We start from the raw sequence: 26,902 nt of genomic DNA on the forward strand, positions 1-26,902 counted from the left end.
TTACAGTCAAATCGACTCATTATAATAATGGCATGACGACCTGCATCCAGAACCAGGAGATTGGCATGATCACGATCATCATCGGAATCATATCGGCAGTCGGAAACATTTTGACCTCAATGATTCGAAAACCACTCGCGACCATTAAGATCCCACCAACGGCTTTAAAATCGAGAATCATATTTGGCGTCGTGAGTGGGAAAATCAGGTGAGCAATCAAAAAGAGTATCGTTAGGATGATCACTTGTGGAATCGCAATCAAAGAGACGACTAGCCCCAGATTGGCGCCAAAAATGACCGCGGCAAAGAAATCAAGAATCGACTTAGAAATCAGAATGGTAGCATCGCCGTTCATGCCTTCAGTCAATGTCCCATAAATCCCAGTCCCACTTGCACAGAACAAAACAATGACGGTCACCATCGTACGTTCAAAGGCCTGTTGTTCAAAATTGTCCGGTGCGCTGACAAACCGTGAGATCAACCGTTGCATTGCCATGGCGCCACGGTTGATCAGCTTGCCGAGATGGCACAGGAGACCGATTCCAGTACCGATGATCACGGCAAAGATGACGGCCGCCAGATTTTTTAACGGGGCGATCGCATAGACGCCCATTGCCATCGACGCAATTCCGAAGGTCATGTTTAAGCCTTCTTTAAGTTCGGTGGACATTTTTTGACCACCTAGTGCACCAACGATGCCACCTAAGAAGATGGCACAAACATTTGTAATAATTCCAACTGGCACGCAAGCCCTCCTCAATAAAATCAAAATAACAGGTTTTAGTGTAGTCTTCGCCAGTAGCAGGAACAATTCTAATTATGTGGTAAACTATTCTAAACTGGAATAGTTGGAGGAAGAGATTTGGAAACCCGTAAATTGGCGGTATTCGTGGATTTGGCTGAGACTTGTAATTATAGTCGTAGCGCTGAACGGTTATTTTTGTCCCAGTCGACGATTTCAAAATACATCTTGGCCCTAGAAGCCGAGTGGCAAGTGCAATTATTTAAACGTGCGCATCGACAAGTGACGCTAACGCCGGCTGGCCAACGGTTGTTACCACAAGTCAAGGCAGTTTTGCAAGCGACCGACCAACTGCAGCAGGCAATCACGGTACAACAGCAACAGGCGGCGCAATCATTAGTGATCCGTGGGTTGCCGTCGTTGCCGCAGTATCAAGCCTTTCATATTATCACGGCATTTACCAAGCGGTATCCGCAAATTAAGTTACACTTCAGTGAAGCTAGTGTCGGCGAATTGACCCACGCCCTCGATGATCAAACCGTCGATCTTGTGTTTACACGGATTTTTAACGAAGCACCAGCAACTTATGACTGTTTATTCAACGAGTCGGATCAATTCGTGGTTTTAGTGCCAAAGGATAATCCGTTGGCGCAACGTGCAGAGATTAGCTTACCAATGCTTTCAAATGAGTCGATTTTATTATTGAAGGTGGCTGTCAGTCCCGACAACCCCTTATTTGCGACGCTACAAAAAATGCGCGCACAGGCACAGGTCAAGTATGATGGTCAGCGGATCGAACTGATTTTGGAGATGCTGAATCAGGGCGAAGGCGTTTCGATCGTGATGGCGCGGTCATTTGATCTGACAGGGTTCGACAACATTAAAGCCATTCCGCTAGTGCCGAAAGTGACGAGTCGAATGGCCTTCATGAAACGACCAGGACCGCAATCGGCCGCCGTTCAGCAATTTTGGGAGTTTGCGACCACCTATACGCGCCAACACGGCATTGCCTAATGTGACGCATCATTTGACTCATATAATCGTGTCGGCTGCGATGAGCAGGTCACTAGATTCGTTGCTTCAGAACTTCGGGTTCACCACTGTTAGCACAGATTTAGTGGCCCACATCCGTGAAAATTCGATATAATTACATTAATAAGAACGCAGTGTGCTAGTTAATTTGTCATGAATTATGATTAAATCATGCCAGTTGGTGGATTCCTGTTCGTCAGCCGGTGCGCGCCGTAGTCCGACCTCCGGAGCTGGCTGACAACGCTGGAACAGGGCGGACATCGATTTGAACTCACGCAGAAATCCACTGCGCAATTTCAAATACGAGTCTTCTTCTAGCCCGGGAAATTCACCCGGACAAGAAGAATTTCGCCCTTGAGCATTGTCCGCCAGCCCCTACAGTCGGGAACCCGCTCGAATGGCAGATGAACGGCCACCTATCTGGGTACAATTGACCACTGAATATTAGATGACTGGTCCTTCAGGCAAACTTTTAGTTGGTATCGGTAAAGACTTATAGCGTTTAATTATTGAGACGATTGCCTGAATATTATTTACTCATCTCAATGCCACAAATTTCAATGGCAACTAGCCAAATTAGTCGATAAAAATGCCGCCGCTTAAAGTTCAAGACTTTGTTATCTCAGACGACTAGCAAAAGTCCTGACAAGTTCAATAAATCCGTGTGTCTGAAGCATTAAAACATGGGTAAGAAAGTTTAGCAATTGTTAGCAAACTGTCTGACACTTAAATATCAAGATGACCGTGTACAATGGAACCAACGACTAATCATACAAAAGGTTGGGTTCGCACAAGTCTGCCTTTCGAATACCATCCCGGCTGGAAGGTATTCTGGGCAAGGCCAAGTGGTGAAATTTCACTTAGCAAGCGTCTTGTGCTTGGTTAGTGAAAGAACAGTATTTAAGACGTGGGTCGTCGGCTTAAATCTGTGTCCACCACGCTCCGGCCATTGCCCAGAATGCCTGGAAGCCGGCGTAGGACGTCTCCACAACAGCAAGTTTACGCTAAGTCGCATTTTTTCCAGCGGGTCTCAGCTGGCAGCACTTGAACTTAGAAATTGTCATGATTTAACTAGCACAATGCGTTAATAAGATTAATTACAAATGAGGTGCACAGATGGAAGCGATGCGAATATCAGAAACATTATCAATTAGTAATCACCGGGTCTTTTCAGCTGACCTGAACGAACATGATACCGTCTTTGGAGGCAAAATTCTGGCGACAATCGATGATAATTCATCGATTGCGGCGTCGCGGGTCGCCAGAATTGAGACGGTGACGGTCTCAGTCGACCAGGTCAATTTTTTATTGCCGTTTCGTTTGCAGGATTCGATGTGTGCCGAATCCTATGTCTCTGGCGTTGGTCACCGGTCAATTGAGGTCTTCACCAAGATTATCGGCGAACACTTAAAGACCGGCGAGCGCTTTTTAGGACTGACGTGTTTTTCAACGTTTGTCGTGACTGACCGTAATGTCGTTTTGCCGGAATTGACCGCTGACAAACCAGAGTATGCTTACGTGGCAGATGGTTATCAGGAGCGGCAAGCACAACGGTTGGCGAAATTAAAACGGCAACGCGCGTTCAATGCCCATATTAGCGTCGAATTGCCTTGGTAATCGATTTGAATTGACAAATGTCGTGGGGCTTGTTAAATTAAGAGTATCAAATTTAGGAGGGGTGCTTGATGTCGGTCAGTCGTTAGGGTGTTTGTTGGACGAAAAAAGTGGGTGCGACCCGCTTAGTTTCGTGTACCCTAATGTGACGAATGACCACGGCATTTTAGTACGCCGCACGGTTTTGCGCACAGTGGGCTCACTGGGCGCATTTTTTTATCGCAAAGCATTGGGGTTAGTCACTTTGCGAAAGGATAAAACATTGACAATTAATTTAACAGAATACGGCTTAAAACAGACCATTCAGAAGACCATTACAGCTACTGAGCAACCTCGACTGGGACGAGTGATTGAACAGCATCGGGAGTTGTATCAACTCATCACGGCTACGGGACAACGACAAGCACAAGTTACGGGGAAACTGGCGCATCAAGCCACGAGTGCCACTGCTTTTCCGGCAGTCGGTGATTGGGTTCTGTTTTCAGCTGGTGATGATGATACCACGTTGATTGACCGCATCTTGCCACGGCAGAGCGTGTTGGCGCGTGGGGCAGTTAATCAGCACGATGGTCAGATCATTGCGACCAATATTGATACCATCTTTATTTGTATGTCGTTGAACGCGGACTTTAATGTGCGCCGAGTGGAACGGTATTTGACGATTGCTTGGGATAGCGGCGCAATGCCCGTGCTTGTCTTGACTAAGGCGGATGTTTGTACGGATCGTGCTGATAAATTATGGGCGTTGGCGGATGTTACGATTGGCGTGCCGACCGTGATGTGTTCAGCGGAAACCGGTGAAGGTCTGGAAGACTTGCAGCCATACTTGACAGCCGGGCAGACGGTGGCGTTTGTTGGCTCATCGGGTGTTGGTAAGTCGACGCTGATTAATCGCCTCCTGGGGGCTGCAGTTTTGGCAACCAAGACGATTCGACAGGACGATGACAAGGGCCGCCATACGACGACTAGTCGGCAATTACTGCCATTGCCATCAGGGGCGTGTGTTATTGATACGCCTGGGATGCGCGAGCTTCAAATCTTTGTTGGCGACCTCCAGCAGACGTTTGCCGAGATCACGGCGTTAGCTGCGGACTGTAAGTTTAACGATTGCACACATACGAGTGAACCAGGATGTGCAGTGCAAGCGGCCGTTGCTGACGGGCGCGTTTCCCTCGAGCGACTACAAAGTTATCAGAAGTTGCAGCGTGAGATGAGTTACCAAGGGTCGAATTCGCGTCAGTTAGAACAGGCCAAAATTCAACGGATGTTTGGTGGTAAGTAAGCCATGAAACGGGTCAAACAGCGGTATCATCGGGATTGATCTCACGGTGAGCTGAAAACTGAATCAAATCTGTGAGTCAAGTCGGCCACCACAAGTGCGATGATGCCTTGAGGTGGCCGGCTTTTTGTCTGGTCAGAAGTCATTTGTGACGCAAGGTGCATGCTGATTTACCCTGAATGACGTTTGAGATGTGACGGCTAACTGGTTGATGGTCATCCGTCGAGACGTTCCGTTCCAGCGGGCTGAATCTAGCAAGTTCGCCCCTTAAAAACTCGTCCATCGTCGTTACCGTCATTTCAAGCCGTTACCGGTATGACTGGCGGTGAAGCGGACGATTTGTTGGGCGAGATAGCTGGGTGGTTCGACCATGCCGGCCTGTTGCCAGTGAATGAGAATGTTGACGACTGCACCAGAAAAAAAGGCGATGTAGTAGGGCTGATGGTGGATCGTTGAATCGGTGACAGTGATGATGCGGTCGTGTCTGATGAGCAATGTATAAGCTGCTTCAAAAGTTTGCACGATGATTTGAGCCTTGCCATTGTCAATCAGTAACTGATTGGTTGCGGCCATCTGCTGCATGAACGTGAAGTATTGCGTCATCAAGACTGGTAGCGTGATTTTAGATTGCCGCGGTAGACGACGAAAATAGGTCAAGATGGCTTGTTCCTGATAAGTCAAGATGATTTGGTCGAAGCTGGTAAAGTTGCGATAAAAATAGGATCGTGAAAGCTGCGCATGGGCACAGAGTTCCGTGATTGAAATCATGCTGAGTGGTTTGTGAGACATCAGTTGTAGCAAGGCTTCGTAAATTGCGGTCAAGTTTTGCTGTTTACGTTCTTGTGGATTCATCCGTAACAACATCTCCTTTTTTGTAACGTAAGGCTAACTGTCTCATATTATATCAGCTATACTGCCGTTAATTCATTTGGAGGCGGTTATTATGAAAAAATCAACAAAAGTGATCAGTATGATGATGATTGGCATCTTTCTGTGCATGCTGGATACGACGGTAATGAATATTGCATTGCCGGCGATTCAAGTGGGCTTAGCGACGGATTTGGCGCACTTATCATGGGCGCTCAACATTTATACCGTATTGTTTGCCAGTTTGACGATCCCGCTTGGCCGGGTCGCCGATGTCTGGGGCCGCGGTCGGGTTTATCTGATTGGTCTGGCATTATTTGGCCTCGGTTCCGTGATTTCGGGGTTGTGCGGTAACGTCGACGTATTGATCGTGGGCCGGGCCGTGCAAAGCCTCGGTGCGGCGGTCGTCTTCCCAGCAAGTATGACGATTGGCATTCAGAGTGTACCGCTGAACAAGCGGGTCGGTGTGATTGCCGAATTGGGTGTGATGCAAGGCTTGGCCGCTGCGTTGGGACCGACAATTGGTGGAGCTGTGACTCAGTTCTTGGGTTGGCGAGGCATCTTCCTGATGAACGTGCCGCTGGTGTTGGTTGCCTTTGTAGGTTGTGTGGCATGGTTGTCTTGGCGCCATCCGATTCGTGGTCAGGCCAAACTAGATTTGGCTGGGAGTGCCTTGATTATGGTGACGCTACTTTCGTTAACACTCGTGTTGGTTAAGGGCAACGCCTGGGGTTGGACCAGTCAGTTGATTATCGGTCTGATGGCACTCAGTGGACTAGCATTAGTGACCTTTATTTGGACGGAGGCACACGTCGATCAGCCGATGGTCCCGCTAGCGTTATTTAAAAATCGGCAATTCAACGGGGCATCGCTCGCAACGGTCTTGTCAGGGGTGTTTATGGTGGGTTTGTTAGTGTTGATGCCAAGTTTCTTCACGAAAGTCCAGAATCAGACGGAACTATTGGCCGCCATCATGATCACGCCAGCTTCAATGATGATTTTTATTTTTTCGCCCATTAGCGGATTCTTGTTGTCGAAATTAGGCCCGCGCCGGGTCATTTTCAGCGGTAGCTTGGCTATGATGGCAGGCTACGCCGTTCTTAGTCAGATGAATCCGAATCATTACTGGCAATTTGCGATTGCGGCCGTATTAATCGGTGCAGGCTATGGGACGATTATTGGCCCGATTACTGTTTTGGCCGCCGGTGATTTTACTGGTGAGTTATTGACAGCTTCGCAGAGCGTGATCGGCGTCTTCCGCCAAATTGGGACGTCGCTGGCCGTCGCCATTTTTGTTTCTGCGCTTTCGGCCAATTTGACGGTGGCTAAGACCCAGACGTTGACGGATGCGCACACCGCCGTCGCCAAACTCGCCATTTCCGACCAGGCTAAACGCGACACGTTACAAGTCATCACACATCAAATTGATCAAGAACAGACAGCAAAACCGGTGAAGACGCCAATTACAGTTGCTAAAGAGCACCGTTTAATTGCAGCAACAGCCCGTCAAGTCCTCAAATCACCGGCACTGCAAGCCGCACCAGCCAGTGTCAAAGCCAAAGTTCAACGTCAAGTGACGCGGCAGGTAACTGTTCAGGTCAAACAAACCAATCAGCGGATCGTAAACGCCGCAACTGCGATTAAGACCCGAAGTAAAGCGGCATTCACCCAAGCGTTTATGCGGCCGTATCAAGTGGCGTTGCCGTTTACGTTACTATTGTTACTGACGACTTGGTGTTTTGAGAAACGGGGGCGGAAGGCAAATAACTAAGCTGGAATGTGCGGTCAGTATTGTGGCGGTCCTTTGAAAATTGAGTCCTCCTGTATGGTCCGTCATTAACGTCAAAGTGCGTCATGACGTGGTATGATGGTATCAAGAAATTTACGAGGGGGAACTGCCAGTGCAACTTAACTATCCAAACTCACATCAGTCTGTCACACAACGCAAACAAAAAGACGCTGCTAAGGCCAGCAAACGCGCTTTAATCGAGCGCTACCAATCCAAGCACTTGGCAGTTGAAACGCAGCCCGTCAAGCCGGCCGCTGCTGTGGCGGAAACACAGTCAGCCTCCCAGACGCAATCAACATCTGAAAGACAAACGTCATCCAAGGCGCAAGGGACATCTGGAGCCCAATCAATATCCGAGGCGCAAGGGACATCTGAAGTCCAATCAATATCTAAAGCACGAACGGTATCTGAAACCCAAGCAATGGCCAAAATTACCACAGCACAAGACCATCCCGATTCGACGGCGGAACAGTCGCAATCTGCGGATACTGGGACACAAGTGGCAACTGAACAAGCCGATGTTGCCCAGCTTAAGCGACAAGTGCGACGGCTAAAACGGCAGCTAGCTCGTGAACAGGCGAAAAATCAGAAACAAATCGACGAAGGTTTGCAACAGCAGATCAATAACAAACGACGAACGCATCAGGCTGAAGAACAGGTGGCGATAGCCCAAGCCAAAATGGCGCGCATGCAGACAGCCAATGATGAGCTAACGGCTACCAATCACCAATTGCAGCAACGGGTCACGGCAATGCAGAGTTATCAGGATGCGGCGGGTCGGTGGTTCGCGCAATCGACGGTATTGTTGAAGCGCCAACAAGGGTTGTATGAAAAGGCCATGGCTGAGCGCCAGCGTCAACGCAATGAACCGATACTGACCCAAAAGCAGCGTGATAAGCTGCAGAAGTATGACGCGATGGTCAAGCAAGTTAAACGATTGTCGAAATCTGTTTCTGAGCAGGAAAAACGACTTGCGAAAGGCCAAAAGGAGAACGAACAGTTACATCGTCTTCGACCAACTGGAAGACAAACGGTCAGTGCTGACGAGCAAGTCAATCAGGCACTGGCAGCGGGCAAATACGAGCAGTTACGGTGGTTACCACGAGCAAATAAGCGCTATCGGCGACTGTTGTTTGACCGTGTGATCATTGGGGATGGTGAGCACGTCTTTGGTTTCTTCGTCAATGTGGGCGAACGTTTAATTTTCAAGACGATCACGGGTCAAACCTATTCGAAATATCAACGCCGGTTTCCAGCCAACACCCCAATTCAAACTGGCGTGGTCTACGGCGGCGTCATTGCTGGGCAGCAACTGTGGTTGACAGATCTGTTCTATGACGTGACGCCGAGCCAGCTGCAGCGACAACATACGCAACAATTACATCGGCGGCGGTCACATTTTGATTTCAGTAAGGTGTTACCAGCGGATGCAGTGGATGTGTGCCGGGGCAAACGAGTGATGGTCGTGACTTGGCAGCGTGCACAAACGTTGAACCAAGCGTTACGAGCTTTTCGAATGGAGCCAGTAATCGTGAATGACCATGAAAAGAGCATTGGTTGGATCAGCCAACAAATTCGTTCCAACCAAGTCGATTTTACGTTACTGTTGAGTGAAGGCCTCTCCCATAGCATGTTAGGGGCACTAGGTAAGACGTTTATTAATCAAAGCCCCGATATCCAATTAGTTTATAACGAATCACCAGAGGAACTATTGCGACGGTGCTACGCTTATTTTAAGCGCTAACTGATATGCTATAATAGTGGGCAAAAGGAGGCGCAATCATGAAAGAAAAACAAGTCTTTCATATCAATGGCTACATTGGCCTGGTGCTGGCGATCGCATTTGTGTTAGTCGGTGGCTGGTTAGTCTGGGCTGGTGCGACGGGGGACCATTTTGCTAGTATCTTCTTGGGGGCACTGCTGATTATTATTGCAGCGTTCGGGGCAAGTTCGTTAACGATTGTCGGGCCAAACGAGGCACGCGTACTTACGTTTTTTGGTAAGTACATCGGGACGATTCGGGATTCCGGACTGTTTATGACGGTCCCATTAACGAGCAAATATTCGATTTCATTACGGGTGCGTAACTTTAATAGTGCGATTTTAAAAGTGAATGACCTGCGGGGTAACCCGGTCGAAATTGCCGCGGTGATCGTTTTTAAGGTCGTCGATACCAGTATGGCGCTGTTTGCGGTCGATGATTACGAACAGTTCGTTGAGATTCAAAGTGAATCCGCGGTTCGCCACGTGGCCTCAGAATATCCCTATGATACGTTCGATGACGACAAAAAGCTGACCTTGCGTAGTAATCCAACGGAAGTCTCAGACCGGTTGACCGAAGAACTGCAGGAACGGCTGAACGTTGCTGGGGTGGAAATCGTGGAGACGCGGCTAACACACCTGGCATACGCCACAGAAATTGCGAGCGCCATGTTGCAACGGCAACAATCGTCCGCCATCTTGTCAGCACGAAAAGTTATTGTTGAAGGGGCGGTCTCAATCACTGAAGATACGATTGCCCGGCTGGAGAAGGATACCGGCATGCAACTGTCAGATGATAAGAAGTTGCAGCTCATTAATAACATGATGGTCACCATTATTTCGGAGCGCGGGACTCAGCCGATTGTGAATACTTCGGATGTTAAGTAAGAACGTTGATGTGACAAGGATTACAAGCTAAAAACGGTTAAGACGAACCTTGAAAAATAAGGCTCGTCTTTTTTGTCAAAATATTACGGCATATTTAATCTAAAAATGCATTTATTTTTTTACTGCATCTTCTTTACTTTTTGGTGTGATTTCTACAGACAACTTGGTGGTTTTTAAATCAACCTGTCTCATTATGTCGTGAATGTCATTAATATCTACACCGGAGTCGCGTAATCGTACGCCAGAAGTGTGGCGGAACCCATGAACGTTTAAACAAGGAATATACCCGTACTGTCACAGATTCTTGTCATAGCAACTTGTGAGGAAGCAATGGCTAGAAGATAACCGTGAAACTCTCTCGCGGGCCTGACAAAGATGAAGTCACTCAAGTCAATATCAGACTGATTAAGCTTGATTATTTCATTTGTAAGATGAGTTTGCTTAAATAGACCTAATACTACATCAAAGATACGATCTGTTAAAGGAATCTCCCGAATACTTCTTGGTGTTTTTGATGTGTCTAGCATCATATCTTTTAACCCGGTGTCATTCACCTAAACCTCAGAGTAATAAATGCGAATGGTATGAATGCTGATTATGCGATGTTGAAATCTATTCGTGACTATCTAAGGAATGGATTTACTTCAACTCGTAAGTCACAGGTGAACATTAGTAGAAAAAAGTGGTCCTAACAGTGATAGATATTCCAACTAAGTGGTCTTCAAAAATTTATCGGTTTGTTTCTTAGTGAAATAGCGCATTTTCTGACCTCAGGACGATACGTACGATTGAGTTCTTTTTCTGTGGAAAGATTATTGATAAATCTCTCATGGACATTAAACGAATAATCTTAAGCTGGTACTTACCAATTCAGGGGTTGATGCAGAATCTGATATACAAACGATGGATTGGAATGGTATCTACGTTTACATTTACTTTTAAGTTATCTATCCAATAAAACAGATGCTAGCCAAGTGTCATGTTGGCCTGGTTATTTTGATATTCAGCTGTTAGCCACAGCTTCGGCTTCAATTATCTTAGCAGCATCTTAGCAGCTCGCTTGGTTTGAAATCTTTGCCGGTGTACTTGGCTCTGTTTACCGGTTCTAGTATCCATACCTTGATAAAACGCAAATTGCCAACGTTATTGACCACTTGCTTGTTCGTATTGACTGAAAATAACATGATGATCTATCTATTTCATAAATGGGTATTGATTATTGTATAAACAAACGTTTGCTACTTGGATAAAAATAACCCCCAAATGGGGATGTATAGATATGTTGTTCATCATAAATGATATATTTTGATTTCACCGGGGTAATCGAGATAATCTTTGTCATGAGTTAAAATGCCTAATCTATTAGTAATGGCGTCATTTATAATAATTTCGTCATTAAAATCGTACATCGTGTATTCATTGATGGATTCAAACACTTTTTTATTATTAGCCATTGTGAATTCTACTAAGGGTAATATCTCAGACTTGACACTCTCAATTGCTAAATCATAGTTTGTATTAAAATCAGGAGTAGGCCGATAACAACGTTTGTAAGAAAAATGTCTAGAAACGTGATTAGCTCGTTTGTAGCTTTTGAACGCCAACCTGGTCGTAAGGTTAATGTATTCTGATATTATTTGCGCATTTATGAAGAGTGGAATTTCTCTAGTTACAAGTTGTCCAAGTAGATCAGAATATCCATGGTCATTTTGAGAGGCTTGAATGCCAAAAATATATTGCCAGATATTTGTATCAACTAGCAAGTGTTCATCACCATTTAATGGCACAGTATGCAAATCGATATTAATTGCCATGATACAAGTCCTCGTCAATGTCTTTGTCACTGAGCTTGTTTTTCGCATTCTCCATAACCAGCCTTACTTTGTCACGTTGTAATGAAGTTAAAGTTTTTCCATTAATTTTAATATATTGATTTAAAGTGTTCTGATCACCGACTGAATACAACTGTCCAATTGCAATGTTCAAAAATGCTGTTGTGAGAGTTGTGATTCCAGAAAAATCAACCGATACAATTTCCTTGTTTTGCACTGACTCTGACAATAGCTTGTAAATATAGTTTGCCTTGTCAGCTGTAACAGCAAGTGGGGTTTTAATTTCGTCTTTTATCTTTAATACTTTCAATTTATTACTCCTCGTATGACTAAAATATGAGTGGATTGTCTTCAAAGCTTAGATTTAAATCATTGATTTTATCCAGATCGTAATTCAAATAAATCATTGTACCGTGAAACCGACTGCGTAATTCTTGTAACCTAGGTGAACATCCATAATTATACTCCGCTAAACCGTAACCAGATAAAATTTTAAAACTTCCTAAAAACTGAATGGTTTTTTTGATGTCGTATAGGCCCAATCCACCTGGAATTCCTTGTTTTGTCGAAGTACCTTCCTTTGTAGCCCAATCAATGAAGTCACAATCAGTACCAAACTTGAAATTGCGTAATCGTTTGACATGATTTGGAATTGACTCTCCGTAATCCGCAATAGAAAAGGACAACGCTTTTTTGCTTGGAAAGAATTGTCCGCACATACAAAAGTAGCGCGAGTTCGAATGTTCTAATATGTTATGTGTGAGCTCAAAAATAGCAGATTTAATGATTTCATTTTGAGACGTCGTAACTTTTCTGTCCATCATCGGGAAAACCTGGTTGTTCAAATACATATCAATTGTTTTTGTCTGTTTAGATTCCAATTCAATGAACGGAATGGTCGTCGAATATATATCAGGTGTTTTATCGCCAATGCCAAAACTTTTTAAAAAGCCATTTTTTGACCAAAAATTGGATAGAGTGTCCGAAATGTCACTAGCGCGAACATTATAGCCATCGAATTGTAGTGTACGAATAATATTACCAATAAAAGTAGTCATTTCTGCATTCAGCCAAGTGTTTTGTGAAAAGTTGATATTGACTTGATTGTCTTTACTAACGTTTAATAAATCAATATTGTTTAAGATATATTCAATAGTATCTTTGTTAAAAGTAACTTGGGGTGGTATTGTAATTTGTTTCAATGTTGAAAGCCTTCTATTCAATATTTACGTAATTATGTGTATAACACGCTAAAATAGTTTCATAGAGTAAAGGTAGTGATGGTATCACATTTTCGTGAAACTAGCCTAAAACGAATCATGGCAATCGAACCTGCGTCTACAGCTTGTAAGGCTGTACCTTTACGACGTAAACTATACTCACATATAATGAAGTTTTTCATTTCACTAATCGTCAGATAGAAGCGTGTACTCTATTTTCTTAAAATGTAACTGTTTTTTTGGAATATAAATATAATGTTCATCTTTATATTCTTTCAAACCCGATACGCATAAAAGATTGCCGTTATTTAATTCCTTGATAATCCATAATTTTATTAATGTTCCGTTACGAAGTGTTGTTGTGAAGGTTGCGTATTTGAAATCCTCATTAGGTACTACGTAATTAGTTTCTTTAATCGTTGTCCACAATAGAAAAAGCATGTATCCTATGGGTGCCATTATTAAGAATGGTACTATTAAGAGTAATTTATTCCATAAAAATTTTGAATTTAAAATGTCAATAATCGTAGGAATAAATAACACAATCATAAAAAAGAAAGCTGCTATAAACAGCCAAATCATACTTGTCCCAACTGCATTGATTTTTGATGGTGAGGCAGAAATACTTTTATTGTATTCGGATATTCTATCCGCGATGAATGTTACAAAAGCGGTGACTAATCCTGATCCTAGTATTATAGATATGATGTGCCATAACTGTTCTGTGGTAATATTGAATCAACTCCTAACTTTTAGTATTCCACGTTATTGTTACATTCTGGGAAATGTGAGCGGCAGAAGTTGAGCCTGCATCTATGATTGCTAATTTAGTATGAAAAGAAATACTATTCCACTGTTGATTTACACTCGTATAAATACCCAAGTATGGACCAAAAATGTTATTTTGGTAAATGGTCAACAGCGTATTGTGCTTGTGACTGTGTAAATTGCTCAAGGATAGCATTGCGTGACATTGACATTTTACTTTGATAATCCTTTGCTTTTGCAAGGGCGTTAGCATTCCAGTCGATATCAGTCAGATGATCAATAGCATACTGCGCAGCTTCTGAAGAAAAGCCTTCGCCAGCAGAAGAGGTGAGCTGTTCATATACACCTTGTTTTGACATGTCCATTCTGGAAGCGTAAGCTTCTGCTTTTCTCAAAGCAGCCCTGTCTTCAGAACTAGCCTTAGTAGTTGAATTTGAACTGCTAGAACTTGATGTGCTTGTCACAGATGAATCATTATCTGATGAGCTGGATGCTGAAGATTTCTCTACACTACTATTTGAGGTGTGGGATTCTGAGTCAGAACTCACTTCGTTGCTGCTTTCTTTTTCGATGGATGCCCATGCTGAAGATTCTTGTTCGTCTTCGTATTCACCAATTGCTTTGTCCTTTTTTACGTGTAATTTTATAGGCTTACTGCTGGTCCCGTCTAAGCTAGCAGTTACAGTATAAGTCCCAGGCTTGAGATTTGTTTCGTAGAATTTTCCATTATCATTTGCAGTCGTAGTCTTTTTCTCATGTCTGTCTTTGAAAGTGACATCTGATCCAGGTGTTGCTTTACCACGAACAGTGTCTATTTCTGACACACTGGTTTTATATAATTTAATTTCAGTTTTGCTGGAACACCCAGAAAGTAGCAGAATGAAAATGGGCACACTCAAAATTAGCTTTTTCAATTGGAAATCCTCCAAATATTCTTATTTCTCAACAAAAATCCCCGTGTTGTTATATTCCAAGTTAATTTGCAAAATAAAAGAATCCCATAAACTCGTCTGGCAATCCATATGCATTTTTAATGCACCAATGTTATTAGGCAAGTCATCAACTTGTTCTCCATAAAGCTTTGCTAGCTCTTGGCATTGTATTCGGCACTGTTCTTCTGGTAATCACCAAGCTGTACCAGATACGCAAGCTGTATCCTCAGTACCGTGACATAGTTCGTGGGCCCATAACCGGAAGCTTGGCTGGTGAATTACGAACCATGTCACTAATTACTATATCTGTAGTTTCTAATCTTGGGGTACAAAGTTCCATGAAGCAATGTCTTCAAAGTGAGCCTTGAACTCTAATTCTTCTACAATTGGAAACGGACCGTATGTGCGAAAAGATTCTACAAGCTGTTCTGCTTTAAGATACGTGTCGTATCGCATAGATACACTTACTTTCTTCCTTTTTCTCGCAGTTCCTTCAATCGATCCCAGTAGATTCCTTCAATCACATTGCGAACTTTTTCTTTGTCTTGAGCATTCCAATTCATTTCTTTGAATCCCATCGGAACAGTCGACTGGAGTAATTTATCCAAATCGATTCGATCCTCTTCAGTGGTCAAGCCCGGATATTTATGTTTTTTTTCGCTAAATCCAAGCAGGTAATCAGTAGAAACTTCGTAGTAGTTAGCAAGAAGTTTAAGTAGTTCATTATCAGGTTCGTTACGGTCATTTTCCAAATGGGAATATCGAGCTCGGCTAATCCCGACAGATTTTGCAACTTCATCTTGAGTCTTTTCCTGTGCACTTCTTAATTTCTTAAGACGTCTACCGATTCCTAAAGAAGCCATGATAGGTCTCCCTTCTTAATGGATATCATATGTATCAGTATAGATACATTGTGTATCGGTTTCAATTGATGATACAAAAAGTTTCCAAAAACGTTCCGGGATACATTAAGTAGCGACTGTTGTGACCACCACTACGATGTGCATCTCAGCTAAGGAGTGTAAACGTCAAATGATAACGAATTATTGTAGAATTAAATAGAAGAGGCGGTCTTCAGAACAACGTGGCAAAGCCACTGGATTTTCGGAAAATACCGGGCAAAAACATCAAGAGTGGATGGCTAACCTTTCATATTTATATTATTAGAGGTCGGTCAGATGTTCTATTCCATATTTTCTGTCGGAGAAGAAAATAAAATGTATCTTATTCATTGTCAATCACCGCTGTCGAAAATCTATATTTGCGGACTGACGGCCCACATGGTGCGAAGAATAAGGAACGAATTGGTGAAGTTGTCCGGGACATGTATCATTTTAGTAATGGCTCGCGCCAATTTCGGGTTCATGGTTATTACAATGCTCAGAACTATTTTTGCCTTTGTCGACTCGACCCTAACCATCGGTATAATTTCAAATGATTGAAATCCATGTTCTCAGTTTGTTGTGGCTGAAACATGGATTTTTGTCGATTAAGACATATTGAACCGAAAGTCTCGGAAAAATTCGCCCAAGCGGTTTATAATGATTATGATAAATATGGCTGAGCACATAAAAGAGGAAATGTGATTATCAAATTCGAAAGGTGTGTGGTTGAAATGGCATTACGGTCCTGGCAATTTAATGAGGGCGATATAGACTTTATTGAACAGAATTATCCAGATTTATATCGGGCGCTTGAACCGACACTGTCTGCAGATCGGCGTTCCGCGGCAATGAAGTCTGAGGAACAGTGGGACAGAATAGAGCATCTGTTTGTTTATGAGCTATCGGGGTCGTTCATGCCAAATGGTGAGATAACGGAAAACGGCCTCAGAATTGAAGCGATTCTTGATTTCGCATAAGCCAGTTCTAAATTGCCTTTGATTGTACTAGGGATGCGATTTGGCATGCAGCAACGCCAATCGGCCAAACGACTGTCACTGTGTGGTCAAGATTAGGGCTTGGTGTAACCAGTTCGCCTAACCATAAAAGCAGATTAGTAACAAAAGTATTTCATAAAAGGAGCGAGTTAGATGGCATTAAGACCCTTAAGATTTTTTACTGGTGACGCCGATTTTATTCAAAAATATTACCCGGAGTTATATCGGGCAATCGAACCAACGCTGTCAGCTGACCGGCTCTTGGTCAAGCTAAATACGCGCGAACAATGGGACGAGTTGGAAAATTTGTTTGTGGACGAAATTGCGGGTTCCGCAACTGAAAATGGTGAACTGACTGAAAATGGTATCAAACTCGAATCAATTCTAGATTGTGCGTAACCCAGCGCACTGTTAGTCATGACCAATCATCAAAAAGGAGTCAGCCCACAAATCGGACTGGCTCCTTTTAGCTTACTGCCTAAATATGCGAGTGACGTTAACTGCTTACATTAACCTTAGTATTCCACTCGTGTCAACTGATTGATTGCGAGGCGATTCTGATAAGCAATATTTTCTAAGAATCGGTAAAGCGGTGTAAAGTCGAATGATTTTTGAAATTCAAATTTGACTTCAGCATGTTGCTCGGTCAGTCCTTGACGGTGGACGTTGGTGAGGTAAGTGATGACGATTTCGGAATCATCAATGCCAAAACCAGCTGTTTCAGCGGCAACGTCAATAATACTCATGAAGTAAATTGAACGATAAGCAGTCTTTTTACCAGTCACGTTTTGCCGGTCCATGAAGATGATGCGGGTGTCTGTAAAGACGATCATATCGCGAACCAGTTTGTAACCACGTTCAATCTTTTCGTCTTCCATCAAAAATTTACCGAATTGCTTCTGAATTTCTTCAGGGGTAACTTCGCTCATGTTACCAAGTATCCCGTTTAAGAGTCCCATCGTGTACCCTCCAAAAATTGATTTCAGGTTAGGCGGCGGTCGTTACGTCTGTTCATATGTGACAACAGTGCACGACAGCCACTAGCCTTAAGATGAATTATATCGGAGCGGGGCATAAAAGAATAGACCAATCGACATAATTGAGTGTCGGTAAGCGGTTTCATATAGTCGCTATTACCGATACTGGTTGATCCGGAAAATCTGGCAATAATCACTTCAGTACCCACTATGCATCTTAATGGTGTTATCGTGCAATTCGCGGTATATTAAAAATATCAAATGTAAATCATTAGCTCGCACGCCCAATTTAGTGCCATGTTTGAGCAAATTCTGTACAAGCGCGGCGTTGATGGGCTGACGATGATGCCATTAATGAGGAGGTGACACTCGTGAGTAAAGTTTACACGGATGTCTTTAATATTCAGCATACCGACTGCACGGTGGTGGACACAATCAACGAGTTCAGCCGAATTTTTATTATTCAGGATAAAAATGGCTCGCGGTTCACTTGCTTAAAGGACGATGCCAAGCCGGCCAAAAAGGAGGCGGTCACTGGACGAGCGCAAGTCCGGAAGATGCGCCGCAAGACTATGCCGTGCCGTATCGGTCACGAAAACGGCAACGTAAAAAATTATCATAGCAAAAATAACGACCTTGTCACAGCGTGTTGAAGCTGTTGGCAAGGTCGTTATTTGATTTAGTTTAACAACGCGACACCCAGGGTCAAGTAGGTCGCAAAGCAGATCCAGATAAAGTAGGGCACCATCAATCCGGCAGCGAGGCGACTACTGCGGTAAAACTGGAGCAAGCACATCAAGACGACCAGGTCGAGCACGATAATGACGACTAAGCCCCACCAGTACGCCGATTGGCTGAAGAAGATGATCGACCAGATAAAATTCAGGAGCAGCTGAGTGCCAAATAGGATGGTATTCATCAGCCGTTCCCGTTGGGTGGTCGCCAGATAAAAGACCAGATAACCCGCGATTGCCATCAGGGCATACAGAATCGGCCAAACGATGCCGAAAAGCCAATCTGGCGGTGAGCCGACGGGCAAACTCAGACCGTTGTAAATCCCTTTGATGTCACCAGAGAGCCAACCGGATAGACTACCGATAGCTTCAATAATGACGATAAAAATGACTAGATGAAGCCAGCTGAATTTGGGGCGAGTTTTAAGCATGTGGATGCACCTCGTTTCAAAGATTAGGTCGCGTCGTCGGGCATATTGATGACGGTCACGTTGACGGCCGCCTTTTGGACGACATAGGACGTGGTTGAGCCTAAGAAAATTCGTGAGACGGCGTTGGTTCCAGATTTACCCATGACAATCAAATCAATCTCATATTTCTTCGGAATTTCAGTTGCAATACTAGCTTTGGGTGAACTATTGACTTGAATTGGCAGTGATTCAACGTCCGCTTCGGCTGCCATCCGCTGGCCCCGGCGCAAAATATCACGACTATTGTCCTTCGCGACTTGAAGTAAGTTCGTATACAGCGTGCCACCATAGGCTGCGGGACTATAGGCGTTCAGTCGGGTGATATCAATCACGTTCACGAGGTACAACTTGGACTTGAAGGTTTGTGCGAGTTGGACAGCATGTTCTAAGGCCATGTAGGCGTTGTCAGAGCCATCTAGTGGAACTAAGATATTTTGATACATCGTCAGGACCTCCTGTAATGAATTATTTGTTATAAAAATCATAACATTTATATAATTATTACGTCTATCAATATGATTATGGGTTGCGTGTAAGCAACAAATCTAGCCTGATCTATCGTGATGAATTGAGGCACATCAGGTTAGCCAAATCTTTAACAGAACATGGCACCATTTGATATTCGACAAACATATTCGATATTCGTCACGGGTAGAACTGACCGATGGTGACTCGACCCAAGACAAAACGGATATCCTCACAGTCAAACTGCAAGGATATCCGTTTTAAAAATCCGCTTATTGCCAACGATTGGGCCGTGATGGGAGCACCATCAAAATAAAGAACCAGATGCCACCAATTAGCGGCACTAAGTTAATCAACAGCCACCAAGCGGAGTGGTCGCTGTCATGCAGGCGCCGGAATTTGAGCGAGAGCACCCCAAGCCAGACGATAAAGGCAATCAGATTGCTCATCGTGTTGACACTCCAGTCGCTCCAATTGTAAATATCATCGATTGGATGCCCGGTCACAAGCTGAATGATTGTAATGATCAAGCCCCCAAGAATGTAGTTGATAATAAGTGGCCACCAAAATTCGGACCGGGTCGCTGTCCCCGAAAAATTAAGCAAATTGTCCCAAAATTTACGATAAGCAGTTGTCATCGTTGAATTCCCCCTGAATAAAATAATAATTGCAGCTGGATGCCGACCAATATCGTAATCGGTACCATGCTTAAGGATAGCCAATATATGAATCAGACGCAATCAATATGCGAAATTGGCGAGAGATTGAATCTTTTATACGGATTTAGGGACGATCAAGTCAAAACGGTCGGCCAAGTAGTTCAGCTCAATCGGTAGCTTGAGGGCCGGATCGCCGTCGATTCTAGTGGTGACCGCCTGCCCACTGACACTGGTGATCCGGACGTCGGTCGCGGTAAGCTGGGTGATTGATTGGGAGTTCTGCAGGTTACCCGTCCAAGCAAACCATAAGTATGGCAACACTTGCCGCCAACCAATATTATTGAGCAAGCTGAGATGCATCTTCCCAGGGGCTGACGCGCTGTAGGTGTGTCCACCAACTGACTTGGTCGTGGTAATCAAACAGAACCAGGTTTTGAGCGTGCGACTGCCAGCGTGCTTGAACTGATAGCGAATCGGTAGCGATTTGTTTTTGCCGATATGCTTGATAGCTCGGTAAAGATAACTGAGTTTGCCAAAGCGCTGTTTCTCAGTCTGCCGCACCTCATTTGAAATGTCGGCCAGGTTGCCAAACGTCAATGAACTGACGACTGCGCGCCGCTGATTGCAAGCTAAAATACCCACGGATTGGAGTGCCGGTCGTTGACAAATTAGGTCGATGGCGGCCGTGGGATCAGTAGGTAAGTGGTAACGCTTCGCAAAATTATTGACGGTTCCCATTGGAATCACGCCAATTTGAATACTGGCATTGGCTTGCAGTAGGGCTGTCATTGCAACATTCAAGGTGCCATCACCGCCGATAATGATCAAGGCTGATAACTGTGGCAAAGTCTGTTTAATAAGTGCAATTGCCCGTGGAATGCCCGGTGTTGTCAGAAGTTGTGTTTGGATGTGGTGTTTAGCTAACGCTTGGGCGGTTTGATGGGCGACCGTCGCAGCTTGCCCCTGACCGGCTTGACCGTTATAAAAGATTCCATATGTTATCGACATGATAAGCACCTCACTGTTGTAATTTTCATAATTATCGTGGCCTAATTATACCCTGATAACGAATTTGAATGGAAATAAAACGCCTATTTGGCACGACTATCGCTAGTAATGAGCGTTTTGATTGCTCAGGATAAAAATTATGGTTATGATAATTTCAATCAATAAATTATATTGTAAATTGGGAAGTGATTAACATGCCATGGTTAGCGGCAGTCTTGATGGGATTCACGATCGGCGTTATTACCAATGCCGTGGGAACTCATGACCGGCGACAAGTACGTGTCCATTTGATTTTAGGTGTTGCGGGTGCGGTGATCGGTCAGTGGTTGTTCAGCGCCGTTGGACCGGGAATCACTGGAATGAGACTGCTACCAGTCGTGGGGAGTGCGGTTACGCTAATTGTTGTGGGAAGCGTGTTGTTACAACTCAGGCGGGTCGGGCAATCATAATTCTCAATAATAGTTGAACTTGTTAAACGAGTGGAGGTGGCAACGATGTCAAAGAAAATCAAACGGCAAGGACCTGGTTTATGGGGTAAATTATCCTTAATAATTGCAATTGGACAATTAGGATTGACCATTTATCGTGAAGTGCGCCAATTCAAAGCGCGGCGTTAAGTGAGGAGGTGGCTGCCATGCATTGGTTATGGGTGATGCTAGTCGGTGCCGCAATTGGTGCTTTTGCTGGTGCCATTGTCAGTCCGGAACGTTCATTCGGTTGGATCGGACACATCTTGGCAGGGCTAGTTGGTGCGTGTCTCGGTGAAGTATTGATTGGGCCGATGGGGCCAGAGTTCGCCGGCATGGCAGTCTTTCCGGCGGTAATCGGGTCACTAGTGGTCGTGTTGATGATGGTCACACTGATGTACTGGGCGCGCGCCCGGTGAAACAATGCGTGATACCGCTGTCAGATGCAAAGTAAGTGCTAGTCACAATTCAGCGTGAGGTCAATCAATCGATTGGTCCACGTTTTTTTGCGTTTGGTAGCCGTCAAGGCCAGATTGACGATCAAGGCATCAAAAAAACGTGCACCAGCCGCTAAGCCAGTCCACGTTTACGCCGTGCCCACGACGATTAATGGTCGTCAGATTTTTGCTTTAATTTTTCCTTAGCTTCATCGACGGCACCTTTCACCGTTTCTTCAGCGTCGGCCAATTTATCCTTTGCTTTTCCCATCAAAGATTGCGTTTTACCCTGTGCTTCACGCGCACGGTCCCCGGTTACCTTACCTTCGACTTCTTTGGCCTTACCACTCACTTGATCTTTCTTACTGTCGAACTTCTTGTTAACATCAGTCATAAATCACGCCTCCTGTATAAGAATTACCCTTAGTTTGCTATAAGTATCCGCAAAAGGCAACCAATATGCACAGGTGTTATAACCACTCCGTAAAAAAAGCAATCAACAGGGCGGCGAAATTGAGTAGCCAGACTGATTGGCGCTGGTTTAAAGCAATTTCCGGATGATGAGTCAGTACGATGGCATTGCAGAAAACGAGGCCCGTCACGAGGGCGCTTAACCCGTAATTCGAGGTGACTAGCAATCGATTGTTGGCAATGCCGGCCCAGTGGGTTAAGGCGAGTAATAAATTGAAAAAACAGCTAATGATGATACTAAGACGCAATGAATTGAGTGCACGCATGCTCAGATCCTCCTTGTTCACTGTTCAGTGATAGGAAGAAGATACACCCGTGGCACCGTAAAAGCGCCTGGTAAGTTCCATTCGGATAGTGACGAAACTAAGTCGGGGGACCTAATCGACCATCACCTTGAATGCAACGAGTTAGCTAGCTTAACTGTTCGTCTGCTGGTTGTACGTCGGACACCGACTATGGGGTCAGCCGACAACGCAAGACGCGTCTGACATCGATTTGAACTCAGAGCACGAACGCCTTGCTTAACGTGTTTTTTCATGGTCAGTCGATAAAAAAAGTCCCGCCATTCAAAATAAGTTGAATAGCGAGACTAGCTGGACCAACGTGCCTGTCTGGAGATGATGTCAGGCGGGACACGTGCTGATAAAACAATTGAAAGGGTGAATTAGAGGTTCAAATCCGTATTGTAATTGAGCGGTGACATGTCGGTACTTTCAGTAATCAAATCAGCTGCCAGTGCCTGCATCGCGTTCAGGGCAATGTCTGCGGCTGTTTGGTTTGCTGCAGTTAAGGCGGCCGTTAAGTCATCACCCGTCAGTTGACTGACCTGTTCGTCGGTCGTAATCAGATGGTGGCCAAGTTTGATGGCAAGTTCCTTTTGAACCGTTTGTAACGCATCGTGCAAATCATGGTAGTGCGCGTCGACCAGCACGCCGACATGCTTATAAATCCAATAAGCGGAAGTTGGATCGTATTTAGCAGTGGCTACCTGGTAAGCAGCTGGCGTATCAGTAGCGCCCGCGTAGAATGGGACGTAGACGCTCTCGGCGGCCACGCCCATGGCTAACCAGTGAATGCCACTCTGTGTGACGGGCAAATCAGGCCGCAACTGCAAGACGTGTGATTCTTGTGTCTTGGCAAGGCTGATTGGGCGATACTGATGTTTTTCAGCATCAGTACCGTTGCCGACTGGGTCAAACGGGGTGCCTTGGTAGTGTGACGCCAGGTAATCCCGGACCTGATCGATATGAATCAAGCCGTCCGCGCGTTGAATGAACGGCAGGTCAAAGGATTCGGGTGCTTGTTCAACGCTCGGTGTGAAGCAGCGCTGACCATACCAAACGCGTGGCGTATTATAGTAGCGGTCTGAGAGGTCGGCAGTACCAAAGACTTCTCGGAAATTTAGGCCGTTATCCATCGAAGCCAGCTGGTGATCAAGCACAAAATTACGAATGTTTTTCGCATAAAGATAATTATCATGGTCACTGAAGTCGATTTCTTGAATCGCAAGTTGATTGGCGACGACGGCGTAAGCATCGTCTGGGATCCGTTGTGCGACCCAGTAATGTCCAGCGCCCGTTTCCATATACCACACTTCGTTGACGTCACTAAAGAGGATGCCGTTAGTTTCGTATGTGCCATAGGTCTCAATAATATGTCCGAGGCGCTCAACCCCTTCGCGTGCGGAGTGAATATAGGGGAGCGTTACGGTGACCATCGCTTCTTCACCGATGCCGTCCGTGACGTAGGGGTCCGCTGCGAGCACGCGGGTGTTGCAGTAAGCACTCTCGGTTGCGCTCATGGCTACCCCATATTCATTGATACCGTCTTCTTCGAATAACCCGTACTTGCTCGTCTATTCAGGGGTGGCCGTATACTTGGCCCGAATCTTGGGCAGCGTCATTTTAAACGGATGTTCGGCGTCACTGGATTCAAACGACTGAGGTTCATCGAATTCACGGTGTGGGTGAACGACGAATTTTTTCGCCCAGGCCGCCCGGGAGTCTTCGTTGCGGCCAATCATGGTCGAACCATCCGCAGTCGCATTCTTGCCCACTAAAATACTGGTACAGGCAGAATAGGGGTTAAACTGATGAGTCAGCATAAAATTCCTTCTTTCTCGGTTTCCTAACAAGTGGTCGCCGATAACTAATTATCGTGTCGCTGGTGGCCCTGGTAAAAATTGGGCGAACCAAACCAACAGGATTTTGATTAAATTAATTTTAGCATGTTTGACGCTGATTGGGGTGGTTGGGATTTCGTTCGTTGCTGTGTGGTGTCAAAGCGAGGTCTTGCGTGTGCGGTGTTATGGCATTAAAACGAGTGTTTCGCCGGGAAATCAAGTGATGGTTGGGGAGATTGGCAGTGTCGCCGACGCATTGAAAGGGTTAGCCAGTATAATGCGAAAATGTCAATCTTGAGCGAAAGATTGACGGTGTCAATGACTGTTGTCTCACACCAGATGTCGGGTGAGAAAAAGTTTCTGCCAACCACGACGTCGCGGCTTGCAATCCCGTTAAGATTAAAGTAAGATTAAAACATTCGAAAATAATCATCAGAATAGGAGCGTGGCCCCATGCCAATCGTACACATTGATTTAATTGCTGGTCGTTCACAAGAACAACTCAAAAACTTAGTTAAAGACGTGACCGACGCAGTTAGCAAGAACACCGGTGCACCCGCAGAACACATTCACGTGATTTTAAGCGAAATGCAGAAAAATCGCTATAGTGTTGGTGGTGTCCTCAAGAGCGACGAAGAAGCAGAATAGGTTATGGATTGCCGGACCGGTCGCATGACACGGCCGGCATTTTTTGAATGATGGCATTTGGGGAAGGTAGGTTAAACAGTGAACGAACAAATTAAGACGGATGATTTAAACGCGGCGCACCATTTAATGGTCGGCGGCGTCGATACCTTGGATTTAGCGGCGCAATACCAGACACCGCTCTACGTTTATGATACGGGCGCGATTCGAGCCAAAATCGCGGCCTTTAAGCAGGTCTTTGAAACCAACCAGGTGGATTATCAAATCAGCTATGCTAGCAAAGCGTTCGCGACGGTGGCGATGTATCAATTGATTGCTCAGGAGCAGATTCATTGTGACGTCGTCTCTGGCGGCGAGTTGTACACGGCGCAACAAGCGAAGTTTCCGATGGCCAACATTACGTTCCACGGTAATAATAAATCACTCGCTGAATTGACGCAGGCGTTGGACTGTGGTGTTGGGACCATCGTTGTCGACAATTTTGATGAATTGCAACAATTGACGACGCTGACGAACCAGCGTCAACAGCTGACGACGATCATGTTACGGATTGCCCCTGGCATTTCAGCGCACACCCATGACTACATCTCGACCGGACAGGAAGACTCGAAGTTTGGCTTTGACTTAAATAGTGGCCAGGCAGATACCGCAGTGCAACAGGCCCAAGCAGCACCATATTTGAACTTAGTCGGGATTCACTGTCATATTGGCTCTCAAATCTTTGAACTGAATGGGTTTGAAATGATCGTCGACAAATTGGTCGATGTGTTTGCACGTTGGCAGGCGACCCTTGGGTTTTATCCTCGCATCATGAATGTCGGCGGTGGTTTTGGCGTCAAGTATACGGCGGCCGACCATCCGCTTCAACCCACGGACTTCGTGGATGCGATCGTCAAGGAAACGTTGGCACAAACGCAGGAGCACGATGTCCCGATGCTTGAGATTTGGATCGAACCCGGCCGTTCACTGGTCGCACAGGCTGGCATGACGCTCTATACGATCGGCGATTCCAAGGATATTCCGGGTATTCGCAAGTATCTCTCCGTTGACGGGGGGATGGGCGATAATATTCGGCCGGCACTGTATGAGGCGGAATACGAAGCAGTCCTTGCTAAAGACCCCACTTTACCAGCGGAGCAAGTTGCTTCGATTGCCGGTAAGTATTGCGAGTCGGGTGATATGCTGATCTGGAACCAGCAATTGCCAGCGACCAAGCCCGGGGATGTTTTAGCGGTCTTGGACACCGGTGCATACGGCTATGCGATGGCTAGTAATTACAACCGCAATCCGCGGCCAGCAGTCGTCTTCTGCGAAAATGGTCACAGTCAGTTAGTCGTTCAACGGGAAAGTTATGCAGACTTGACCCGTCTAGACTTACCGTTATCAGTGCCCGAAGAAACCAAATAAGTCGAATTGAGTCTTACAATCAGGCGTTCTAGGCAGCAGCTTGGAACGCCTTTTGTTTAGCGATTCAGTCGAGTTTAGGGGGTATCTTCAAATTCAGGGACCTTGACAAGTGACGTCAATGAAATCCACACGAAGCGCCTAGATTCAAACGGTCTCAGTGCTGCCTGCAGTGGATGGTCAGATTTTTGATCAAGACGCTTGAAACTGGCCGATGAGCCAGCCGTGACCACCCAGCAGCTGGTTTTACCTTGTTTTTAGCGTTGCTAGTGGTATGTTGAGCACGAATAAGCGGTGTCCTGTAGCCGAATCGCACGATGGCGGTGCCAGCAATCTGACTGCTTGATCGGTGCAATCAGCATGACTGATCAGTTGAGGTCGTGTGCGCGCATGCCGCCGCGGCAAGTGCGTTATTCGGCGGTTAGGATGCGGAACTATGC

General features: G+C 45.3%; 28 protein-coding genes and 3 pseudogenes. 15 read left to right on the forward strand and 16 right to left on the reverse strand.

Features of this window, described 5'->3' with window-relative positions:
• Positions 1 to 19: 19 nt before the first annotated feature.
• Positions 20 to 745 carry a DUF554 domain-containing protein gene (locus KGF70_RS03435; protein WP_003638668.1) on the reverse strand — a complete coding sequence of 242 codons (726 nt, stop codon included), beginning with the start codon at positions 743 to 745 and terminating at the stop codon, positions 20 to 22.
• Between the two features lie 117 nt (positions 746 to 862).
• Between KGF70_RS03435 and KGF70_RS03440 the strand changes: the two genes are divergently transcribed.
• From KGF70_RS03440 to rsgA, 3 genes are all read left to right on the forward strand, one after another.
• Positions 863 to 1,756 (forward strand): LysR family transcriptional regulator, encoded by an 894-nt coding sequence (locus KGF70_RS03440; protein ID WP_216767914.1) that lies wholly within the window; start codon positions 863 to 865, stop codon positions 1,754 to 1,756.
• 1,134 nt (positions 1,757 to 2,890) lie between these two features.
• Positions 2,891 to 3,391 (forward strand): acyl-CoA thioesterase, encoded by a 501-nt coding sequence (locus tag KGF70_RS03445; RefSeq protein WP_050338725.1) that lies wholly within the window; start codon positions 2,891 to 2,893, stop codon positions 3,389 to 3,391.
• Between the two features lie 259 nt (positions 3,392 to 3,650).
• Positions 3,651 to 4,670: a ribosome small subunit-dependent GTPase A gene (gene rsgA / locus KGF70_RS03450; protein WP_216767933.1), complete on the forward strand. Its 1,020-nt coding sequence runs from the start codon at positions 3,651 to 3,653 to the stop codon at positions 4,668 to 4,670.
• Between the two features lie 291 nt (positions 4,671 to 4,961).
• Here rsgA and KGF70_RS03455 read toward each other — a convergent pair whose 3' ends face one another.
• Positions 4,962 to 5,519: a TetR/AcrR family transcriptional regulator gene (locus KGF70_RS03455; RefSeq protein WP_105961799.1), complete on the reverse strand. Its 558-nt coding sequence runs from the start codon at positions 5,517 to 5,519 to the stop codon at positions 4,962 to 4,964.
• A 91-nt stretch (positions 5,520 to 5,610) separates the two neighbouring features.
• On the opposite strand from KGF70_RS03455, the gene KGF70_RS03460 reads away from it, so the two are divergent.
• From KGF70_RS03460 to KGF70_RS03470, 3 genes are all read left to right on the forward strand, one after another.
• Entirely contained in the window at positions 5,611 to 7,305 is a 1,695-nt protein-coding gene (locus KGF70_RS03460) for an MFS transporter (protein ID WP_216767913.1), read from the forward strand.
• A 130-nt stretch (positions 7,306 to 7,435) separates the two neighbouring features.
• Complete coding sequence (locus tag KGF70_RS03465; protein WP_216767912.1) at positions 7,436 to 9,067, forward strand: hypothetical protein; 1,632 nt, start codon at positions 7,436 to 7,438, stop codon at positions 9,065 to 9,067.
• Positions 9,068 to 9,105: 38 nt separating this feature from the next.
• The gene (locus KGF70_RS03470; protein WP_003638675.1) at positions 9,106 to 9,972 is read left to right on the forward strand and encodes an SPFH domain-containing protein; all 867 of its coding nucleotides are present in this window, start codon (positions 9,106 to 9,108) and stop codon (positions 9,970 to 9,972) included.
• Between the two features lie 1,032 nt (positions 9,973 to 11,004).
• Here the strand turns inward: KGF70_RS03470 and KGF70_RS17735 are convergent.
• From KGF70_RS17735 to KGF70_RS03500, 6 genes and pseudogenes are all read right to left on the reverse strand, one after another.
• Positions 11,005 to 11,103: pseudogene (locus KGF70_RS17735) on the reverse strand (hypothetical protein); the annotation flags it as partial.
• 158 nt (positions 11,104 to 11,261) lie between these two features.
• Positions 11,262 to 11,786: a hypothetical protein gene (locus tag KGF70_RS03480; protein ID WP_101873547.1), complete on the reverse strand. Its 525-nt coding sequence runs from the start codon at positions 11,784 to 11,786 to the stop codon at positions 11,262 to 11,264.
• The gene (locus KGF70_RS03485; protein ID WP_158296988.1) at positions 11,776 to 12,114 is read right to left on the reverse strand and encodes an STAS-like domain-containing protein; all 339 of its coding nucleotides are present in this window, start codon (positions 12,112 to 12,114) and stop codon (positions 11,776 to 11,778) included. Before KGF70_RS03485 ends, KGF70_RS03480 begins: the two co-directional genes overlap by 11 nt.
• A 19-nt stretch (positions 12,115 to 12,133) precedes the next feature.
• Positions 12,134 to 13,006 carry a hypothetical protein gene (locus KGF70_RS03490; RefSeq protein ID WP_216767911.1) on the reverse strand — a complete coding sequence of 291 codons (873 nt, stop codon included), beginning with the start codon at positions 13,004 to 13,006 and terminating at the stop codon, positions 12,134 to 12,136.
• Positions 13,007 to 13,923: 917 nt separating this feature from the next.
• A complete protein-coding gene (locus KGF70_RS17195; RefSeq protein ID WP_253954721.1) occupies positions 13,924 to 14,706 on the reverse strand; it encodes an Ltp family lipoprotein in 783 nt (260 codons plus the stop codon).
• A gap of 482 nt (positions 14,707 to 15,188) precedes the next feature.
• Complete coding sequence (locus tag KGF70_RS03500; RefSeq protein WP_101873542.1) at positions 15,189 to 15,587, reverse strand: helix-turn-helix domain-containing protein; 399 nt, start codon at positions 15,585 to 15,587, stop codon at positions 15,189 to 15,191.
• A 368-nt stretch (positions 15,588 to 15,955) separates the two neighbouring features.
• Here KGF70_RS03500 and KGF70_RS17740 point away from each other — a divergent pair, with 368 nt between their 5' ends.
• From KGF70_RS17740 to KGF70_RS03510, 3 genes are all read left to right on the forward strand, one after another.
• A complete protein-coding gene (locus KGF70_RS17740) occupies positions 15,956 to 16,162 on the forward strand; it encodes an MAG6450 family protein (RefSeq protein ID WP_367114925.1) in 207 nt (68 codons plus the stop codon).
• Between the two features lie 177 nt (positions 16,163 to 16,339).
• Entirely contained in the window at positions 16,340 to 16,585 is a 246-nt protein-coding gene (locus KGF70_RS03505; RefSeq protein ID WP_105922605.1) for a hypothetical protein, read from the forward strand.
• A 171-nt stretch (positions 16,586 to 16,756) separates the two neighbouring features.
• On the forward strand, positions 16,757 to 17,002 hold the full coding sequence (locus KGF70_RS03510; RefSeq protein ID WP_216767910.1) for a hypothetical protein: 246 nt from the start codon (positions 16,757 to 16,759) through the stop codon (positions 17,000 to 17,002).
• Between the two features lie 116 nt (positions 17,003 to 17,118).
• Here KGF70_RS03510 and KGF70_RS03515 read toward each other — a convergent pair whose 3' ends face one another.
• Complete coding sequence (locus KGF70_RS03515; protein ID WP_216767909.1) at positions 17,119 to 17,562, reverse strand: PH domain-containing protein; 444 nt, start codon at positions 17,560 to 17,562, stop codon at positions 17,119 to 17,121.
• Positions 17,563 to 17,951: 389 nt separating this feature from the next.
• On the opposite strand from KGF70_RS03515, the pseudogene KGF70_RS03520 reads away from it, so the two are divergent.
• Positions 17,952 to 18,202, forward strand: a pseudogene (locus tag KGF70_RS03520) (hypothetical protein).
• Between the two features lie 57 nt (positions 18,203 to 18,259).
• Here KGF70_RS03520 and KGF70_RS03525 read toward each other — a convergent pair.
• From KGF70_RS03525 to KGF70_RS03540, 4 genes are all read right to left on the reverse strand, one after another.
• Positions 18,260 to 18,745 (reverse strand): TspO/MBR family protein, encoded by a 486-nt coding sequence (locus KGF70_RS03525; RefSeq protein WP_216767907.1) that lies wholly within the window; start codon positions 18,743 to 18,745, stop codon positions 18,260 to 18,262.
• 23 nt (positions 18,746 to 18,768) lie between these two features.
• On the reverse strand, positions 18,769 to 19,227 hold the full coding sequence (locus tag KGF70_RS03530; RefSeq protein ID WP_050338715.1) for a universal stress protein: 459 nt from the start codon (positions 19,225 to 19,227) through the stop codon (positions 18,769 to 18,771).
• 294 nt (positions 19,228 to 19,521) lie between these two features.
• On the reverse strand, positions 19,522 to 19,887 hold the full coding sequence (locus KGF70_RS03535; RefSeq protein WP_050338714.1) for a DUF805 domain-containing protein: 366 nt from the start codon (positions 19,885 to 19,887) through the stop codon (positions 19,522 to 19,524).
• A gap of 135 nt (positions 19,888 to 20,022) precedes the next feature.
• Positions 20,023 to 20,916, reverse strand: coding sequence for a diacylglycerol kinase family protein (locus tag KGF70_RS03540; protein ID WP_216767906.1), 894 nt, complete (start codon positions 20,914 to 20,916; stop codon positions 20,023 to 20,025).
• A 194-nt stretch (positions 20,917 to 21,110) separates the two neighbouring features.
• Here KGF70_RS03540 and KGF70_RS03545 point away from each other — a divergent pair, with 194 nt between their 5' ends.
• Genes KGF70_RS03545 through KGF70_RS03550 form a run of 3 tightly spaced genes read left to right on the forward strand, consistent with a single transcriptional unit; the run spans position 21,111 to position 21,802 of the window.
• Complete coding sequence (locus KGF70_RS03545; protein ID WP_216767905.1) at positions 21,111 to 21,365, forward strand: hypothetical protein; 255 nt, start codon at positions 21,111 to 21,113, stop codon at positions 21,363 to 21,365.
• A 45-nt stretch (positions 21,366 to 21,410) separates the two neighbouring features.
• Positions 21,411 to 21,533, forward strand: a complete 123-nt coding sequence (locus KGF70_RS17575) for a hypothetical protein (RefSeq protein ID WP_082230241.1) — start codon at positions 21,411 to 21,413, stop codon at positions 21,531 to 21,533.
• A 17-nt stretch (positions 21,534 to 21,550) separates the two neighbouring features.
• The gene (locus KGF70_RS03550) at positions 21,551 to 21,802 is read left to right on the forward strand and encodes a GlsB/YeaQ/YmgE family stress response membrane protein (RefSeq protein ID WP_105923872.1); all 252 of its coding nucleotides are present in this window, start codon (positions 21,551 to 21,553) and stop codon (positions 21,800 to 21,802) included.
• Between the two features lie 187 nt (positions 21,803 to 21,989).
• Here the strand turns inward: KGF70_RS03550 and KGF70_RS03555 are convergent, their stop codons facing one another.
• The 3 genes and pseudogenes from KGF70_RS03555 to KGF70_RS03565 all read right to left on the reverse strand — a co-directional run bounded on the left by KGF70_RS03555 (position 21,990) and on the right by KGF70_RS03565 (position 24,395).
• A complete protein-coding gene (locus KGF70_RS03555; protein ID WP_050338710.1) occupies positions 21,990 to 22,214 on the reverse strand; it encodes a CsbD family protein in 225 nt (74 codons plus the stop codon).
• A 76-nt stretch (positions 22,215 to 22,290) separates the two neighbouring features.
• Positions 22,291 to 22,557, reverse strand: coding sequence for a hypothetical protein (locus KGF70_RS03560; RefSeq protein ID WP_216767904.1), 267 nt, complete (start codon positions 22,555 to 22,557; stop codon positions 22,291 to 22,293).
• Positions 22,558 to 22,955: 398 nt separating this feature from the next.
• Positions 22,956 to 24,395 (reverse strand): annotated as a pseudogene (locus KGF70_RS03565) (C69 family dipeptidase).
• Positions 24,396 to 24,866: 471 nt separating this feature from the next.
• Between KGF70_RS03565 and KGF70_RS03570 the strand changes: the two are divergent.
• Together KGF70_RS03570 and lysA are read left to right on the forward strand one after the other, a co-directional pair.
• The gene (locus KGF70_RS03570) at positions 24,867 to 25,061 is read left to right on the forward strand and encodes a 2-hydroxymuconate tautomerase (RefSeq protein WP_003638693.1); all 195 of its coding nucleotides are present in this window, start codon (positions 24,867 to 24,869) and stop codon (positions 25,059 to 25,061) included.
• 78 nt (positions 25,062 to 25,139) lie between these two features.
• Positions 25,140 to 26,465, forward strand: a complete 1,326-nt coding sequence (gene lysA / locus KGF70_RS03575) for a diaminopimelate decarboxylase (RefSeq protein WP_216767903.1) — start codon at positions 25,140 to 25,142, stop codon at positions 26,463 to 26,465.
• The last annotated feature ends 437 nt before the right edge of the window (positions 26,466 to 26,902 follow it).

The organism is Lactiplantibacillus sp. 7.2.4, assembly GCF_018991185.1.
GTDB lineage: Bacteria > Bacillota > Bacilli > Lactobacillales > Lactobacillaceae > Lactiplantibacillus > Lactiplantibacillus pentosus.